This is a genomic window from Vibrio sp. THAF64, from assembly GCF_009363455.1.
In the GTDB taxonomy this organism is placed as follows: domain Bacteria; phylum Pseudomonadota; class Gammaproteobacteria; order Enterobacterales; family Vibrionaceae; genus Vibrio; species Vibrio coralliilyticus.
In genome coordinates this window covers 2513919-2531497 of sequence record NZ_CP045355.1, presented here as the reverse complement: position 1 = coordinate 2531497, position 17579 = coordinate 2513919, and the positions used below count along the sequence as shown (strand labels likewise).

Annotated in this window: 14 protein-coding genes and 1 pseudogene; 10 read left to right on the top strand and 5 right to left on the bottom strand. The window is 43.5% G+C overall.

The window, feature by feature from the left end; translation table 11 throughout:
• The first annotated feature begins 24 nt into the window (after positions 1-24).
• The 3 genes from FIU99_RS11600 to FIU99_RS11590 all read left to right on the top strand — a co-directional run bounded on the left by FIU99_RS11600 (position 25) and on the right by FIU99_RS11590 (position 4304).
• Positions 25-2331: a zinc/cadmium/mercury/lead-transporting ATPase gene (locus FIU99_RS11600; protein WP_006963006.1), complete on the top strand. Its 2307-nt coding sequence runs from the start codon at positions 25-27 to the stop codon at positions 2329-2331.
• A 268-nt stretch (positions 2332-2599) separates the two neighbouring features.
• Positions 2600-3358, top strand: coding sequence for a uridine phosphorylase (gene udp / locus FIU99_RS11595; protein WP_006963005.1), 759 nt, complete (start codon positions 2600-2602; stop codon positions 3356-3358).
• A 217-nt stretch (positions 3359-3575) separates the two neighbouring features.
• The gene (locus tag FIU99_RS11590; RefSeq protein WP_006963004.1) at positions 3576-4304 is read left to right on the top strand and encodes an outer membrane beta-barrel protein; all 729 of its coding nucleotides are present in this window, start codon (positions 3576-3578) and stop codon (positions 4302-4304) included.
• A 35-nt stretch (positions 4305-4339) separates the two neighbouring features.
• Here the strand turns inward: FIU99_RS11590 and FIU99_RS11585 are convergent, their stop codons facing one another.
• The 4 genes from FIU99_RS11585 to metG form a co-directional block, all read right to left on the bottom strand.
• A complete protein-coding gene (locus FIU99_RS11585; RefSeq protein ID WP_006963003.1) occupies positions 4340-4810 on the bottom strand; it encodes a hypothetical protein in 471 nt (156 codons plus the stop codon).
• Positions 4807-5469, bottom strand: a complete 663-nt coding sequence (locus tag FIU99_RS11580) for a winged helix-turn-helix domain-containing protein (protein ID WP_157622148.1) — start codon at positions 5467-5469, stop codon at positions 4807-4809. The genes FIU99_RS11585 and FIU99_RS11580 overlap by 4 nt, the downstream gene beginning before the upstream one ends.
• Before the next feature lie 187 nt (positions 5470-5656).
• On the bottom strand, positions 5657-6469 hold the full coding sequence (locus FIU99_RS11575; protein ID WP_039952580.1) for a hypothetical protein: 813 nt from the start codon (positions 6467-6469) through the stop codon (positions 5657-5659).
• A 202-nt stretch (positions 6470-6671) separates the two neighbouring features.
• A complete protein-coding gene (metG, locus tag FIU99_RS11570) occupies positions 6672-8732 on the bottom strand; it encodes a methionine--tRNA ligase (protein ID WP_039952579.1) in 2061 nt (686 codons plus the stop codon).
• A gap of 155 nt (positions 8733-8887) precedes the next feature.
• Between metG and apbC the strand changes: the two genes are divergently transcribed.
• The 4 genes from apbC (at position 8888) to FIU99_RS11550 (ending at position 14071) form a co-directional block, all read left to right on the top strand.
• Positions 8888-9961 (top strand): iron-sulfur cluster carrier protein ApbC, encoded by a 1074-nt coding sequence (gene apbC / locus FIU99_RS11565; RefSeq protein ID WP_006962999.1) that lies wholly within the window; start codon positions 8888-8890, stop codon positions 9959-9961.
• Positions 9962-10196: 235 nt separating this feature from the next.
• Positions 10197-10838, top strand: coding sequence for a uridine kinase (gene udk, locus FIU99_RS11560; RefSeq protein ID WP_006962998.1), 642 nt, complete (start codon positions 10197-10199; stop codon positions 10836-10838).
• A 157-nt stretch (positions 10839-10995) separates the two neighbouring features.
• Positions 10996-13161, top strand: a complete 2166-nt coding sequence (locus FIU99_RS11555; RefSeq protein WP_006962997.1) for an AsmA family protein — start codon at positions 10996-10998, stop codon at positions 13159-13161.
• A 136-nt stretch (positions 13162-13297) separates the two neighbouring features.
• Positions 13298-14071 (top strand): hypothetical protein, encoded by a 774-nt coding sequence (locus tag FIU99_RS11550; protein WP_006962996.1) that lies wholly within the window; start codon positions 13298-13300, stop codon positions 14069-14071.
• A gap of 63 nt (positions 14072-14134) precedes the next feature.
• Here the strand turns inward: FIU99_RS11550 and FIU99_RS11545 are convergent.
• Positions 14135-14311, bottom strand: a pseudogene (locus tag FIU99_RS11545) (cob(I)yrinic acid a,c-diamide adenosyltransferase); the annotation flags it as partial.
• Positions 14312-14532: 221 nt separating this feature from the next.
• Here FIU99_RS11545 and FIU99_RS11540 point away from each other — a divergent pair.
• Genes FIU99_RS11540 through FIU99_RS11530 form a run of 3 tightly spaced genes read left to right on the top strand, consistent with a single transcriptional unit; the run spans position 14533 to position 17571 of the window.
• Positions 14533-15033, top strand: coding sequence for a toxin-activating lysine-acyltransferase (locus FIU99_RS11540; RefSeq protein ID WP_039952578.1), 501 nt, complete (start codon positions 14533-14535; stop codon positions 15031-15033).
• On the top strand, positions 15023-16384 hold the full coding sequence (locus tag FIU99_RS11535; RefSeq protein WP_006962994.1) for a protein adenylyltransferase SelO family protein: 1362 nt from the start codon (positions 15023-15025) through the stop codon (positions 16382-16384). The genes FIU99_RS11540 and FIU99_RS11535 overlap by 11 nt, the downstream gene beginning before the upstream one ends.
• Positions 16385-16395: 11 nt before the next feature.
• Entirely contained in the window at positions 16396-17571 is a 1176-nt protein-coding gene (locus tag FIU99_RS11530; protein ID WP_006962993.1) for a glycosyltransferase family 2 protein, read from the top strand.
• The last annotated feature ends 8 nt before the right edge of the window (positions 17572-17579 follow it).

Here is a 17579-nt window from a genome sequence, read left to right as displayed (position 1 = left end):
TGTACATTCAATGGAGATAAGTTTATGTGCACCAAACATCAAGCATGTCGTTCAGACAAAGTGGCGGTTAATCCTTCAAATACAGGCTCTTGTGCCAGCCCAAAAATTTCAACTATTAAGATGGCAGGCGTAGAAACGGCAGATTCTGGCTGCTGCAGTTCAGACATTTGTGGTAGTGGCACTGATCCAGCCGATGAGGAAAGTGACTCCGGTCTGTCACAAGACCCTCGAATGACGCAAAGCTGGAAAATCGGTGGTATGGACTGCCCATCCTGCGCGCGAAAAATTGAAACGGCCGTTAACAAAGTTGATGGTGTTGTCGAAGCCAAAGTTCTGTTTGCGACAGAAAAGTTGGTTGTAAAAGTAGACCACTCTGGTGTGGCGCAACTGGTTGAACAAACTATTCTTGATACTGGCTTTAGCTTTGCCAGCCCCAATTCTTCTTCTAATCAAAAAACGGCTTCTGGCTGGAAACATATCTTCAAGCAAAACGCCCAGATTATTGCCATTGCATCGGCGATGGCGGTTGCGGCAGTGCTCAAACCGGCTCTTCCTCTAGTCAGCGAATGGATGTTTATCCTAACGTGTTTGGCTGGCCTGTATCCCATCGGTAAGAAAGCCATTGTATTAGCCAAGTCAGGTACGCCCTTTGCTATTGAAACTCTGATGAGTGTGGCAGCACTTGGTGCTCTTTATCTGGGGGAGACCGTCGAAGCGGCCATGGTATTACTGCTGTTTTTGATTGGTGAGCAGTTAGAGGCCTTTGCAGCTTCTCGTGCCCGAAGCGGCGTTCAAGCCTTGATGGAATTGGTGCCGGAAACCGCGACTAAAATTATTGACGGCCAGCGCGTTGAAGTCTCAGCCAGTGAGTTGCAACCTGGCGATATCATTGAGGTCTCGCCCGGAGCAAGATTGCCTGCAGATGGCAAATTGGTCGGTGAAGTAGCCAGTTTCGATGAAAGTGCACTCACCGGTGAATCCATTCCTGTCGAGCGTTACCAAAATGAATCTGTCATGGCTGGTGCCGTTGTGGTGGACAAAGTGGTGCGCTTCACCATTACCTCTAAACAAGGTGAGAATGCCATTGATCGTATTCTTCATCTAATTGAAGAAGCAGAATCACGTAAAGCGCCTCTGGAACGATTCTTAGACAAATTTAGCCGTTGGTACACGCCACTCATGATGCTGGTGTCACTGTTTGTGATTATCGTACCGCCAATGTTCTTTGCTCAGCCATGGGAAACTTGGGTATACCGCGGTCTAGCGTTGCTGTTGATTGCATGTCCTTGTGCTTTGGTGATCTCCACACCAGCAGCGATTACATCAGGGTTGGCGGCAGCAGCAAAACGTGGGGCTCTAATCAAAGGTGGAGCGGCGCTAGAGCAGCTTGGAAAGATTGAAACAATCGCCTTCGACAAGACGGGTACTTTGACCAAAGGTAAACCGGAAGTAACGGACATCATTACTCTTGGTGATGTGCAAGAGTCGGAGTTGCTTGAGAACATTGCGGCTATCGAAGTCGGCTCAAGTCATCCGCTGGCCGTCTCGCTGGTGAACAAAGCCAAATCAGCAGGTATTCACTTACCAGAAGCTTTGGACAAACAGGCATTGATAGGTAGTGGTGTTCGCGGTGTGGTGAATGGGGTTGTGTATCAGGCAATTGCACCAAGTAAGCTTGGGTTTGAGATGAGCGGTGATATCGAATCTCGTATCCAGCAGATGGAAGAGCAGGGCAAAACTGTAGTAGTAGCCGTGCAGAACGAAAACACAGTAATGGGCCTGATTGCTTGGCAAGATACCTTGCGTGAAGACTCCGCGCAAGCAGTGAAAGCGTTGAGAGGCTTAGGCATCAATTCGATTATGTTAACGGGGGATAACCCGCGCAGTGCGCAAGCGATCAGCTCAATGATCGATATTGATTTCAAAGCCAGCCTGCTGCCTCAGGATAAAGTAACCTATGTTGAGGAGCTGTCCTCCAACACTAATGTCGCTATGGTTGGTGACGGCATCAATGATGCTCCTGCGATGAAAGCATCAAGCATCGGTATTGCTATGGGGGGCGGTACGGACGTTGCTCTTGAAACCGCAGATGCTGCAATCACTCACAACCGTTTAGTGGAGCTGGCAGGTATGATTGAGCTGTCGCGTGCGACACTAAGCAATATTCGTCAGAATATCTTCTTAGCTCTGGGTCTGAAGGGAGTGTTCTTAGTGACCAGTTTATTGGGTATTACTGGCCTCTGGGTGGCAGTATTAGCAGATAGTGGGGCAACAGCGATTGTGACGTTGAATGCGCTTCGGCTATTGAAATTCAAGTCTCAGCAGGATTAGCCCATTCACAACATTTCTGGTTAAACGCTCAGCCTCTGTATCTATGGTGCAGAGGCTGTTTTTTATGCAACACAAGAAGCCGATTTGTATAAAAATGTGATGCCAACCGATTTTATGTGCAATGCTAATACTGTTTGCGCTCATCAATGTGAGTTTTATCACTCTTTGGTGGGCGTGAGTCAGATAAAGTATTCCTGTACCCAATGAAATTTATAGAACGAACAGGTTCGTGTGTTGAATCAAGTTTCGTCAAACTAAGGAGCCCCCTATGTCTCAAGCCGTATTTCACTTAGGCGTTACTGAAGCTGACCTTGCAGGTGCAACATTAGCGATTATTCCAGGTGACCCTGCGCGCGTTCAAAAGATCGCAGAAGAAATGGAGAATCCGGTATTTTTGGCAAGCCACCGCGAATACACGCTTTACCGTGCTGAACTAGACGGTAAGCCGGTTGTTGTTTGTTCTACTGGTATCGGCGGCCCTTCTACTTCAATCGCTGTTGAAGAGTTAGCGCAGCTAGGTGTTCGTACTTTCCTACGCGTGGGTACAACGGGCGCAATTCAGCCACACGTTAATGTTGGTGACATGATCGTTTCAACAGGTTCTGTTCGTCTAGATGGTGCAAGTCTTCACTTTGCTCCAATGGAATTCCCAGCAGTTGCTGATTTTGAAGTAGCTACAGCAATGAAAGCTGCTGTTGAAGAGTCTGGTGCAGATGTCCACATGGGTGTAACTGCATCTAGTGACACGTTCTACCCTGGTCAGGAACGTTACGATACTTTCTCAGGTCGTGTAGTGAAGCGTTTCCAAGGCTCTATGAAAGAGTGGCAAGATATGGGTGTGCTGAACTTTGAAATGGAGTCTGCAACACTGCTAACCATGTGTGCGAGCTCAGGCTTGAAAGCTGGCTGTGTGGCGGGTGTTATCATCAACCGTACTCAGAAAGAGATCCCGGATCATTCAACGCTAAAAGAAACTGAAGCGCGTTCAATCAAAGTTGTGGTTGAAGCTGCACGTAAGATGCTTTAATAGCAAACTTTTCCCTTTCTAAAGCCCTGCTCACTGAGCGGGGCTTTTTATTTACTCTATACACATATGCTCTCAAAAAAGCTAAAAACACGGTTTTAGCTTTTTCAGAACCAGTAAGAAACCTTCCGTTCCTATCTCAGCCTAGCTTCTTTACCTTGTGCCAGCTTTGAACGACAGCCAGTCGTTAGGAATTACACAAGTTTTATGAGGGAAATCCGTGTCAAAAATATTCTTCGCTATCAGCACACTTATTCTAACCAGTCAGTGTTACGCCCTAGAAAACCCATTCGATCACGTTTCAGCTGGCCTGCACATTAGCAATGCGGGTGAGGGATTGTATGGAGACGAGGATGCAAGAGAAGGTTTAGGAGCCTATTTGGATGCTTCTTGGAACTTCTATGATCAGCTTTTTATTCAGGCTCGTTACGATGAGTCCAGTTTAGAGGGAGCTGAGCGTCAGACCAGCAACGCATCTTCGCAGTACTCCGGTAAAGAACATTTTGCGAGCGCGAATAAATACATTGGTCTGGGCTACTTTCTGCCGTTGGGAAGATTTAAGCCATATGCCGCTGTTGGTTGGAGTGATTTTAAAACGAGCCAAAGATCATTCAAGACCGAAGAACATGATCCTCTGAACCCACAAGACTATGTCGCTGTTACTGATGAGGTGAACCGGTTTGAAGATGGAATGTCGCTGGAGTTAGGAAGCGTCGTTAGCTTAAGTGACAACGATAGACTGAACATTTTTTACAACATCAGTTATTTCGAAGAGGACGGCATGGACATCTATAAGCACGAAATCCACTTAAACAATGACTATTACTTTTCGAATCACTGGGCGCTCAACACCAATTTTGTCTATCGAGAGCTAAAATTTGCAGATTTTGATTTGGAAAAAAAAGCGAACGACAACATTTTTCAGATAGGGGCGACGTACTCCTTCTAGACAGATTTAGCTGCCTCTTCGGTAAGAGGCAGCCTCTATTCTCTAGTGATCATTAGCGTTTTTAGTTCACCTTCTTTTGCTTCGACTATCAGCTTATCTTTGTCACGATAGATAACGTTGAATGAATCGACCAAGGTCAAATCTTCAGAAAAGTACAGTTGTGTGTAGGGTTCCGAAATCAGCTCCGGTAGTGAAGTCTCTTGCATTGATTTAGTTTTAGAAACGATCTGATAGGCATATTCGGCATCTTTATTGAGTTGGCCAAATACAGAGAAGACTTCAGTTCGTGGCAGCTCATTCCCTTCTAGGATGAGTGTTGCATGAAAGCTACCATCTTCATTGATCAAAATATTGATATTCTCTTGCCACTTTTCTGCTTTGTATGGGTGAGTAATAATATTGCTGTTGAATACGCCACCTCTGAAGTTAATATCACTTTCAAAAAAAACAGAACCCCAAAGCGCTAAAGAACTAATAATAAGTAAAATATAGTACCGCTTCATCATTCATTGCCCCATTCTTTTATAAATACATCCCACTCTCCTTTATCAATAAAGTAATTGTTACTACTCTTATTTTTTGAACTAAATGTTGATAATTCATAAGTGTCTTTATTCTTATAATAAAAATAAGAACATTGGCAGGGCATTTCCTTTATTCTATCGATAAGCTCTTGAGGTAAAGGCTGATCTTTGCGTTTTAATACCGTCTTAGTTGATATTTTCATAATGTGGTATTGTTCATCAATAAAGGTTGTATTAAAAAAGTAATTGTTACTGACAGACCACAGCGCAGTGCTAAGCATTATCGCTGAAAGAGAGACAATACTTGCTTTGATGAACTTTTGGGGGACTTTTTCAACCCGAGAGACGGCCATATTCTCGCTTTCTCTTTCAACACGTTTTGCTTCAAAATAATTGCAAACCCACATATAGCCTTTATTAGGAATAGTTTTTATTTCGATGGTTTTGGAGTGTCGAGTTGCTGAGCGAAGATTAAAAATAGCTTTGTGTAACGAGGAGTCAGTAACAATACTGTCTGGCCAGCCTACTGAGATAAGGTGATTCTTTGATATGACCTGATTATTATTTTCCATAAAGTGGATAATAATCATTAGTTCATTATAGTTTAGTTTGTTTTCATGACTATCTATTTTTATAGACATTTCATTTCTGTCTAAGATTAAGTCATCACAATAATAAACGATACTATCGTTTTTACTCATAGAAAAATAGAATTAAGATTTTAAGTCAATTCTATAATTTTAGACTAAGTTGTAAAGTTTGAATTAAGATATTTTATGTAATTTTTACATTATAGGAGCGCCACAAATCATGTGGCGCTACTACTCATTAGTTAAAAGCAACTTTAGGCAGGGGTAAATACAAACTTTCAGTGATGTTTGACAACATCTGGTCGTACACCTGAGAAATGATCAGGGAGATGTCTGTCGTCAGTTGGTATAGCTCTTCTACGGAAAGCACCATGTCATCGGAAGCCCCGATTTCAGACAAAGTATGCATGGACTTTGAGCTTAGCGGTGAGGCGATCGACATTGGGCAAATCAGTGATAGCTGATTAAGCTTACGCCTAGATTTATCACAATAGTATTTCACACGCAGCATTCCTTCAGGGTAGTGAGCTTCCTGAATGGAAACACGTAATTGAGTCAGCACTTCCATGCTGTCGAGGACTTGCTGCCAGTTAAGGTGATACTCATCACTCAATTCTCCCCGCCCAGATTCGATCAACCAAGCGATGGCGACTTCATCCATTAAGAACATACAGTGGCGAATGGCGTGTCCGTGAACGACTTGATTGCGAGCGATGGAACGATGAGACCACTCTTTATGTAATCCCTTGAGTTTCAATTGCAGAATTCGATACATAGGTTTGTTTTCAAACTGTGCAACTGCAATAAGCTCGCCCGATTTCTCCATCATTTGGCCATAAATTCGTTCTAACTCAGGAAAGCTCTGAGATTGATTTTGGTTGGATAGCGCTTGATGAGTGAGCGATCTGTGCTGTCGACCAAGCAGCAAAACTTGCCTAAGTAATACGAGAATGTCGAATTTTCTCTGTAGTGTCGTTTGACGATGTTTTGAAAAGTGAAACAGCGTCAGCAAAATGCCTACGGATATAATGATAGAAATGAGTACAAACATGACTGACTCCTTGTTGCTTGATACCTCTTAATGGGTAGAGCAGCTTTGGTGCCAGAATTTTATCTATTATATTTCAATGACTTAATTTTATTAGGTGTTCTGCTGTGCTCTTAGAAGGTGCATGAACTCACCAAAAGTGTGAAATAGGGCACAAAAAAGCCCCGCTATAAAGCGGGGCTTGTGTAACTAAAAGTCAGTTGACTTACATGACACGCATGCCTGGCTGGGCACCTTCGTGCGGCTCTAGGATCCAAAGATCACTGCCACCTGGGCCTGCTGCCAGTACCATACCTTCAGACATGCCAAACTTCATCTTACGTGGTTTAAGGTTTGCCACCATAACTGTGTGCTTACCGATCAGATCTTCAGGTTTGTAAGCGGACTTAATACCTGCAAATACCTGACGTACTTCACCACCGATATCCAGCTTCAATTTGAGAAGCTTGTTTGCTTTTGGTACTTCTTCACACTCAACGATTTTAGCAATACGAAGATCAACTTTCGCAAAGTCATCGAATTCGATTTCGTCCGCAATTGGCTCTTTATCAAGCTCAGTCTGGCTCGCTTTGTTCTTTTCAGCTTCCGCTTTTTCTTTCGCTGCAACTTCTGCCGCTGCATCTTCTTTAGATGCTTCAACCATAGCTTCAACCTTCTTCGGATCGATACGGTTGAATAGCGCTTTAAACTTAGTGATTTCGTGACCAGTTAGCGGTGCAGCGATGCCTTCCCAAGTCAGTTCTTCGTTTAGGAAGCCTTCAGTTCGCGCAGCAAGCTCTGGCATTACCGGTTTAAGGTAAGTCATTAGAACGCGGAATAGGTTGATACCAACAGAACAGATGTCTTGTAGCTCTTGGTCTTTACCTTCTTCTTTCGCTACAACCCACGGTGCTTTTTCATCAACGTATTGGTTTGCTTTGTCTGCTAGTGCTGTGATTTCACGGATAGCACGGCCAAATTCACGAGTTTCAAAAAGCTCTGCGATACGATCAGCGGCTGCAACGAATTCGTTGTATAGCTCAGGCTCTACGAACTCTGAAGATAGCTTGCCTTCAAAACGCTTAGTGATAAAGCCTGCGTTGCGAGAAGCTAGGTTAACGATCTTGTTGACCACGTCTGCGTTAACACGCTGAATGAAATCTTCAAGGTTAAGGTCTAGGTCATCGATACGGCTGTTTAGCTTCGCTGCGTAGTAGTAACGTAGGCACTCTGGATCTAGGTGATTCAAGTAAGTAGCTGCTTTGATGAATGTGCCTTTCGACTTAGACATCTTAGCGCCGTTTACGGTCACGTAGCCGTGGACGAATACGTTGTTTGGCTTACGGAAGCCAGAGCCTTCAAGCATTGCCGGCCAGAATAGAGAGTGGAAGTAAACGATGTCTTTACCGATGAAGTGGTAAAGCTCAGTTGTGCTGTCTTTCTTCCAGTACTCATCGAAATCTAGGTCATCGCGCTTGTCACATAGGTTTTTGAATGAACCCATGTAGCCGATGGGGGCATCCAGCCATACGTAGAAGAATTTGTCTTTCTCACCTGGGATTTCAAAGCCGAAATATGGCGCATCACGAGAGATGTCCCACTGTTGAAGGCCTGACTCAAACCACTCTTGCATCTTGTTCGCTGTTTCAGCTTGAAGTGAGCCAGAGCGTGTCCACTCTTGCAGCATGCTTTCAAACTGAGGTAGATCGAAGAAGAAGTGCTCAGAGTCTTTCATTACTGGAGTTGCACCAGATACTGCTGATTTAGGATCAATCAGTTCAGTAGGGCTGTACGTTTCACCACAGTTATCACAGTTGTCTCCGTATTGGTCTTCTGACTTACACTTAGGACAAGTACCTTTTACGAAACGGTCCGGTAGGAACATCTCTTTTTCAGGATCGAAAAGCTGAGAGATAGTGCGGCTAGAGATAAAGCCGTTCTTTTTCAGCTCTAGGTAGATGCGTGAAGCCAGCTCACGGTTCTCTTCAGAGTGTGTGCTGTGGTAGTTATCAAAGCTAATATCGAAGCCAGCGAAGTCTTTCTGGTGCTCTTCACTTACTGCAGCGATCATCTCTTCTGGCGTAATACCCATCTGTTGTGCTTTTAGCATGATTGGCGTGCCGTGAGCATCGTCAGCACAGATGAAGTTTACAGTGTTGCCACGTAGGCGTTGGTAGCGAACCCAGATGTCAGCTTGAATGTGCTCAAGCATGTGACCTAGGTGAATCGAACCGTTAGCGTACGGGAGGGCACAAGTGACCAGTAGTTTTCTTGGATCGTTTGCCATACTTAATAATCGCTTCTTAAGGTGTATAAAAATAGAGAGTAATACTACCTTATCCCACCAGTGACTCCAAGGAGTCATCAGCGCGATTACCTTAGTTTTTTCGGGGTTCAGTCCTGCGCTGCTCAGTGCTACGATTAGATGCATAAGGAGGACCTATGCGTCATTTCACTTCAAAGCAAGATTTTTGTGCTTGGTTAAACCAATTTGAGCACCCGAGCTTAGCTCCGCAATGGGCATCTGTGGCCAATATTGTCACGGTCGGAGCAAATGCTATTCAGATCGTCATTCCATTTGCTGCTAAAGCGCTCGTTAGCGAGTTGTCTGAATGGGTTCAGTCTCAGCAACAAGGTGGTGAGGTTGCTGCTTTTGAGTGCGAGATTACCGTGGCACCTAAACCATTGGAAACTCATGTCGGCCATGAAGTTAAAGGGGTGAAAAATGTCATCGCAGTGACGTCTGCGAAAGGCGGTGTCGGTAAATCCACAACTTCAGTCAACCTAGCGCTCGCGATGGCGCAATCTGGGGCAAAAGTCGGGTTACTTGATGCGGATATTTATGGGCCGTCCGTACCTATGATGCTTGGCCAGCAAAACGCGACACCGGTTGTTCGCGATGACAAGTGGATGCAGCCTATTGCTGCGCATGGCATTTACACACATTCGATTGGTTATCTGGTATCGAAGGATGAAGCAGCCATCTGGCGCGGGCCGATGGCATCTAAAGCGCTGGCTCAATTGCTAAATGAGACAGAGTGGCCAGAGCTGGACTATCTGGTGATCGATATGCCACCGGGGACGGGAGATATTCAGTTGACACTGGCGCAGCAAATTCCGGTGACCGGAGCTGTGATAGTGACCACACCACAAGATCTCGCATTAGCAGACGCGCGCAAAGGTGCGGCAATGTTTGAGAAGGTGCAAGTTCCAGTTGTGGGGTTAGTTGAGAACATGAGTTACCACATTTGTAGCCATTGCGGTGGTAAAGAGCACATCTTTGGAGCGGGTGGCGCCGAAAAGATGTCGAGTGAGTATGGTCTCGACTTATTGGCTCAAATTCCTCTGCACATCTCTATGCGTGAAGACATTGATAAAGGTTGTCCGACGGTGGCAGCGCGTCCAGACTCAGAACATGCAGCTCAGTATATTCAACTGGCTGAATCCGTATGTGCCCGAATGTACTGGCATGGTAAAGAAAAGCCAGCATCCATCCAATTTACAATGGTCGAGTAACGATAAAATGAGTGCTTTTTAAGCACTCGTTTCTTCATCTTATAGCTTGTAATCGTTTGCGTTGAGCTTATTTATTCCATTTGTAGGTTTGGGCTAAATCCTCACTAGTAACTGCAGGCCGAACTCCCTATAATCAGGCGGTTTATCTATTACACACTAATACACAATGTGTGCTTTTATGCACAATGCTAGTATTAGAACATGACACCAATTCAATTCATCGGGTGCAAGAATAATGTCTGATAATAATCAATGCGTCATCGTCGGTATTGCTGGCGCGTCTGCTTCTGGAAAAAGTTTAATCGCCAGCACTATCTACAACGAGCTTCGTGAGAAAGTGGGCGATCATCAAATTGGTGTGATTACGGAAGATTGCTACTACAACGATCAGGGTCACCTGAGCATGGAAGAGCGTGTTAAGACCAACTACGACCACCCGAGCGCGCTGGATCATGACCTTCTGTGTGAGCATCTTGAAATGCTGACTCGTGGCGAAGCAGTCGAAGTACCAGAATACAGCTATACAGACCACACGCGTACAGAAAATACCTCATCTATGACACCAAAGAAGGTGATCATTCTGGAAGGTATTCTTCTTCTGACTGATCCACGTTTGCGTGATTTGATGCACGCGACCGTCTTTATGGACACTCCTCTCGACATTTGTTTACTACGCCGCGTGAAGCGCGATGTGGAAGAGCGTGGTCGTACAATGGAATCAGTACTGAAGCAGTACCAAGAAACAGTGCGTCCTATGTTTATGCAATTTATCGAACCTTCAAAGCAATACGCGGACATCATTGTTCCTCGTGGCGGTAAAAACCGTATTGCTATCGATGTACTAAAAGCTCACATTGCAAAACTTTTGAAAGCTTAAGCCCTTATCTCATTCAGGCGCTTTATTTTTTATGTAAGAAGTGGCACTTTAAGTGCCACTTTCTTTTTATGTCTCATAAAAGTTTTCCGACAAGACTTATACTTGGGATATTTGTCCACTCACGTCTGGCAATACCCGAATAGCAAGGATAATGCTGATGAAGAAACTGTTCCTATTTATAGCGATTCCTCTAGTAATCATTATCGGTGCTCTATTGGCACTGGTACTTTTGGTTAACCCAAACCAATTTAAACCTCTTATTGTTGAGCAAGCGCAGAAACAAACTGGTCTTGAGCTAGTGATTGAAGGCGATATCAGCTGGCAATTCTTCCCATCTATTGGCTTTGAGCTAGGCAAAACGGAACTGCGTAACCCGCAGGGTTTTAGCCAGCCAAACATGTTTAAAGTTGAAACGGTGGGCGTTGATGTCTCCGTTATGCCTTTATTCAGTCAGCAGCTTGAAATTGGCAACATCACTCTTGATGGTGCAGAGTTTTACCTCGAAACACTCAAAGATGGCCGTAAGAACATTGATGCTTTGACTCAGGCTCAAAATACGCATACGGAAGCCGTGACAACGGATGCGCCAAACACAGAAGCGCCTGCGGATGCTGCTCCGACAGAGTCAAGCCCAAGCCCAGCTTCTGCTTGGACGATCAATCTTGCTGGAGTCACAGTCTCTAATGCTGCGGTTGAAATTCAGGATAAGCAGGCTGGTTCCTACACTAAGCTGTACGATGTGTCGCTCAACTTGTCTGAGTTTGCAGTAGATACTTGGACCAAGGCTGATTTTGCCGCCAAAGGCGAAAACAACCAGCAAAATTTCACGGCGCAAGGCAGTGCTGAATTTAAGCTAGCAAAAGGTTTTGCTGAGTATGCGCTGCGTAATATTGATCTCAATGCGAGCTTTAGCGACCCGGCAACTGAGATGGATTCAATCAAGCTAGGATTGGAAACGTTTGAGTTTGATAAGGCAAACGCTTTGACTTACAGCGTTGCAGGTCAAGCTGCTGGCCTAGACATTGATATGAAAGGCGCAGGTGCACTGACGGTCGACAAAGCGATTTCCAAAGTTGTGATGAACAAACTGACTTTGGACGCAACATTCAAAGGTGACTCACTGCCTCAATCGCCAATGAAAGTGGATATGGCGTCTGATTTGACGTTTGATCTGACAAAAAGCCACTTGAGCTTTGTGTTAGAGAAATTAACCGCCAACGCACTTGCTTTTGATGGTAAGGCGGATGTGACGCTGGGTGATATTCCAAAAGTGCGTTTTGCTCTGCACAGTCCAAACATTGATTTAGATGAGTTTCTTGGTCTGAATAAGCCAGCAGAGAATACTTCAGCATCAGGTACAGCAGGTACGCAAAATACAGGCTCGACAAGCTCTAGTAGCGCTTCTGCATCAGCAAGTAAGCCACAGGCCGAAGTAGAACCTGATTTGTCAGCGTTGAAGACGTTGGACGTCAAAGGTGACATTACTATTGATAAGTTCAAAGTCAGCAACGCCAGAATGCAGAACGTCAAAGCGAGCTTTTATGTCGATCGCGGTATTGCAGAGCTGACATCGTTCTCGTCAAACTTGTACCAAGGTTCAATTACTGCAACCGCTAAATTGGATGCACGTAAGAGCCCAGCTTCTTACACAGCGAAGAAGAAAATCAAAGGCGTTAAAGTTCAGCCGTTACTGAAAGACGTGGCAAACAATGACATGCTGGAAGGGACGGGTAATATCGATGTTGACGTTAAAGGCAGCAGTCTGACCCCAACGGGTATTCAGAAAAACTTGGTCGGGACTATTGGCATTAACTTCACCGATGGTGCCGTTAACGGCATCAACGTTGCACAGTTGATTCGTGAAAACTACGCCAAGATAAAAGGCCAGAAAGTTGAGTCTAGCAATGAGACGCAAAAGACTGACTTTAGTGCGATGAAGGCGACACTTAAACTGAACAAGGGCAATGTGTCGACCAACGATTTAACGATGCAATCGCCACTGCTACGCATTCGTGGTAATGGTAGCGCCAATTACCTGAATCAAACCGTCGACTTCACGGTTAGCACTTCAATCGTTGGTTCGCTAGAAGGGCAGGGTGGTAAAGACATTGATGAGTTGCGTGATGTAACGATTCCAATCAACATCTCTGGCTCTTGGCAGCAGCCTAAATTCAAGCTTGTTTTCGATGATGTTCTGAAGCAAAAAGCGCAGAAAGAAATTGATCGCGGCCTGAAGAAGCTTGATGAGAAACTGGGTGACAAGATCAAAGATGAAAAGACTAAAGAAGCAGTGAATAGCTTACTGAAAGGTCTATTCAACTAACCCACTTGGATATCAATTGAAAGCGCACCTCAGGGTGCGCTTTTTTTGTTTCTGGTCCACTTACAAAGTCATTACAAGTGCTTACAGATTCATATTGTGAATGTGAGTAGAGTGGAGTTCTGACTAAGGAGGGAACATGAAACGACTGATTTATCTTTTACCATTTATGGTTGTGCCAGCGCAGGCTGGGGAATTCGATGCTAGCCCCTACGCTAAACAAGGCTGTCCGGCTGATTTCTTTACACAAAAAGCAACGGTGTTTAATGCCGTTACGATTTGTGCAACGAACCAGGTGCCGATTGATAAACTGCGCCACGCTGCGAATGTTGCCGCGCAGTGGCTAGACAACGATCAAGATGGTCAGGTTGACCAAACGGGTATTGTTAATGAGCTTCAGGGTAATCGAGCAACATTGGTCATGAGTGCCAGAGGATTTAGTGACCAAGCGTTTGAACAAATGGACATCGATGGCATTGTTGGGCAGGACTTGTCCGCGGAAGAAACCAATCCAGATGCGGACCGAGATGCCTCCCAGGAAGAGATTCATCATTTGATTCTTAATGCAGGGTGGCAGGGACTGTTTCCGAATGTATTCAGTGATCAAAGTTCTCAGCAGAGTGAGCTGTATCGCCAATGGCAAACTGCAGAGCAGAAAGGTTACTACTTTTATGATGACCCGACATGCGATGACGAGTGTAAAGTTACTGAGTTCTTCTATCTGGCAACCGCTGCGTATTCAGGATCTCAGGCGGATTTGTTTTCTGATGAGATGAGGCTTAAGACGAGAAAAGCACTGAGCGATAAATTGCCAGGTACAGTTGCTATCATGGAATCAGAACGCTATCACTACCCCAATCACATATGGCCTGACGGACATTATAAGCATCAAAACAACATCCATATTGAATAGAGATACAGTGCCAACGGCACGAAAGAGTGGCGTAGACTGACTACGCCACTGACCAGCAAATCTTTACCAATCAACACCCTTGAGCGCTTTCACCCCAGATTCAAAAGCATGCTTAACGTTTTTCACTTCTGAAACAGTATCGGCCATCTCGATCAACGTACGATGCGCGCCGCGACCTGTGATGACGACAGATTGCATCTTTGGTCGGTTGTTCAATGCTTCGACGACTTCATCAAGATCACATCGATAGAGTTTATTGTTTTTTATGCCACATATTTTACATGTGGCATAAAAATGACAAGCAGTTTGCGATCAAATATGAAGTATCTTGCAACTGACATATTTGTCATAGGCATACTTTAAAGAGGTCGTTCGAATGCGTTTCTTACCATTATTCTCTTTCGTCATAACTACCTGTAATTTAGCCACCAACAGAAAGTCATTATAGATCAAGCGTTGCTATGGAAGAAAAGACAGTTTCGTATTACAACAACCAGATAACAGGTATGCCTTATGGAGCCCTATCGAAAGCAGAAGCAATGCATGAGCTAGGCCGATTTGTTGAAACCATGTCTAAGAGTAAGTTGCGACAAAACTTAAATTTATCGTCCTTCATGCATTGGATCAAACCAGCCGTTCTCCATCGGCAATATAAGTTCCTTAAGCTAACTAGTGATGTTGAATATACCGGATATGTATTATGGGCATGGGTGGATGACTCGACTTTGACAAAGTACATGACTCAGCCTCGATTTTTTTTAAAACCAATGCACTGGAATGAAGGTAATAACTTAATAATTGTCGATTGGTTTGTTGAAAAAAACAAGAAGAGTCAACTGAGAGAATTATATAGACACATTACTTCATCTACAGATATTAATAGAAGTGCGATCAATATTTGTATTCGAGACGATCAAGGTTTAATTGTCAGAACAAATAAGCGGAGCATTTATGGGTACTGAACTACTAAAAACGCACAAGTTAGTTGGAGTAGATAACACCCCGTGTATAGGAAATTTATTACCAGAGGAATCTTTTGTATCTTTTGATGCTTATAAATTGTCAGGAACAGAGGTTGTCTGGACTAATAAAAAACTTCTTCAAGATTATGGAATTAACTGCGACGAGAATTTAATTAAAAATGAGTTAGTTAAAAATTTTAGCTATGTTTCCGAAGATTATGCTAAGAAGGATCGGATTAATATCAATGATCAGAAACAATTCATGGCTGATCAATACGGTTCTCGACATGAAGTTTGTAATGGAGGCAGTGCAAGATGTGGAATAAATGGTAATTTTCAGATTAAAGGTATTGGACGAAATCCACTAATCTCTCAAAATATTTCTGAAAGCCACTCTCATGGAAAGTTATTTATCGACGAAGCCATTAGCGAAGCTATATGGGGTGAGATCTGTCACAAACATTTACCATATGGAGCAATACGTACATTAGCCATTATTAAAACCAATACCAAACATGCTTTCACGTATCAAGATGATACTCCAAATAAGCACTGTGCACTAGCAGTCAGAGAAATGTCAGTTCGTCCGGCACATTTTGAACGATGCACATTTTTTTGGCCAGAGAAGAGTTACAGCTTCCTGCGTGACAATGATGCTAACCGTGTAAGGAAAGCAGTACCGTATCTCTCTAAATTGTTAGGTGGGATGGAGGATATCCCTCTAGGTGAAGTTCTAAACGAATTGATAAACCGCCTTGCTTCTCAGATCGCTGCGTCTCGAGTAAAAGGAATTCCACATGGCTCACTAACGAGTTCAAATATATCGATAGATGGTAGGTTTTTGGACTTTGGAACGATAACAGCAGTTCCAGACTTTGGAAACTACGTACTGGCTAATGGAGTGGGTGCCGTATGGGATGACCACGAACTAATTGAATCTTGGCTAGAAAATCTGTTTGATACAGTTAATCACTATTCAAAAGGTGAACTTACTTCAAATCAAATTAAAGATTTATCGTATGGTTTCTCAAAAGCACTTTGTGACTATGAAAATCGGTATTTATTAGATGAATTAGGAATCGAGGATCACTCCGAGAGGAATTTGCAAAGTGCAAATACTTTAAAGGAGCGACTAAAGGGTGATGAAAGGAAAATTATTACTCGATTCAATGATAATGAGTTTCGACAGAAAGTTTTAGTTGAGTCAAAAAAATTAGGTTTCAATATTAGCCATACAAAATTTACTTTAAGAGAAGGAAAGTATTCAGCATTTAATATGCATCAAAATCACCTACATACAAAATATGATTGTCAATCTATTAGTTGTCTTATTAATAGTTATTTATCATAAGTGGAATAATTATGATTGATGTGATCGAAGTGATATTAATTTCTACGTCCCTATTGTCATTCATTTCAACTCTTGTTTTATTTGGTTGTTATAAACTGAGAAAGTCTAAGTGTAAAAATGATAACGACCCAGAAGTTTCCGTATTTCTGCCTTTTTACAACGAAAATGAAGAGTACTTAATATGTGCACTGAACAAGTTAAATGAGCAAAACTATTCAAGTCGAATTCAGGTTATTGTTATTGATGATGGTTCTACAAACGATGCAATCAGTAGGGTTAAAGCGTGGATTACTAGCACCGAGATCAACCACGACTTCCAAATTGTAGAAAGGGCAGTAAATGGTGGTAGAAAAGGTTTCGCCTTAGATCATGTCCTTCATCTTGGCGTTGCAACTGGGGATGTTTACGTTGTGGTAGATAGCGATACTTATATCGAACCCAATGGCATCTATGAGCTGGTCACGAAGCTTTGGTCTGATGAAAAATACGCTGCAGTTTGTGGGTATATCACACCAGAGAACCATGAAGTCAGTTTTATAGGTAAATTGCAACACTATGAACATGTTAGCTTTTATGGTGCGATAAGAGCCGCGCAAGACAAACTTGGTTGTGTTCCAGTATTAGCTGGCGCGTTTGTAGCCCACCGAGCTTCAGTTGTGAAAAAGCTAGGGGGATGGAGCGAGTGGTTAGTCGAAGATATCGCTTGGTGCTGGAAGGCCATTTCTAACGGCTATCGAACAGGATATGCACCTAAGGCAAAGGCAACAACACAATGCCCTACCGATGCTAAAGGGTTGTTTAATCAACGCAGGAGATGGGCGCGAGGTCGGGTGGAAGCCTATACGGAAGCATGGAAAACTCATTGGAGCGCGGGTTTGTGTGCATCTCCTTGGTTTTTGCTTACGGCGGCACAGTATATATTCCCATCTAGCATTATTTTATTTGTATTTATGGTTGCAACAGGTATTTGGGTTCCGATTGCTATAGGTGCTTTAAATATTATTTTTTATTTTTTACTTGTCAATTCATATATAAGAGACTTTGATCTTTCGGGTGATTTATCAAACCAGAAAATTATTAAAGCGCCAATATATTCAGCCTTATTAGAGTCAATTACGTGGATACCTAATTTACTCGGATATTCAGATGAAATCCTGGGCAAGAAGAAGGGATGGCTAACAAGATAGATTCTATG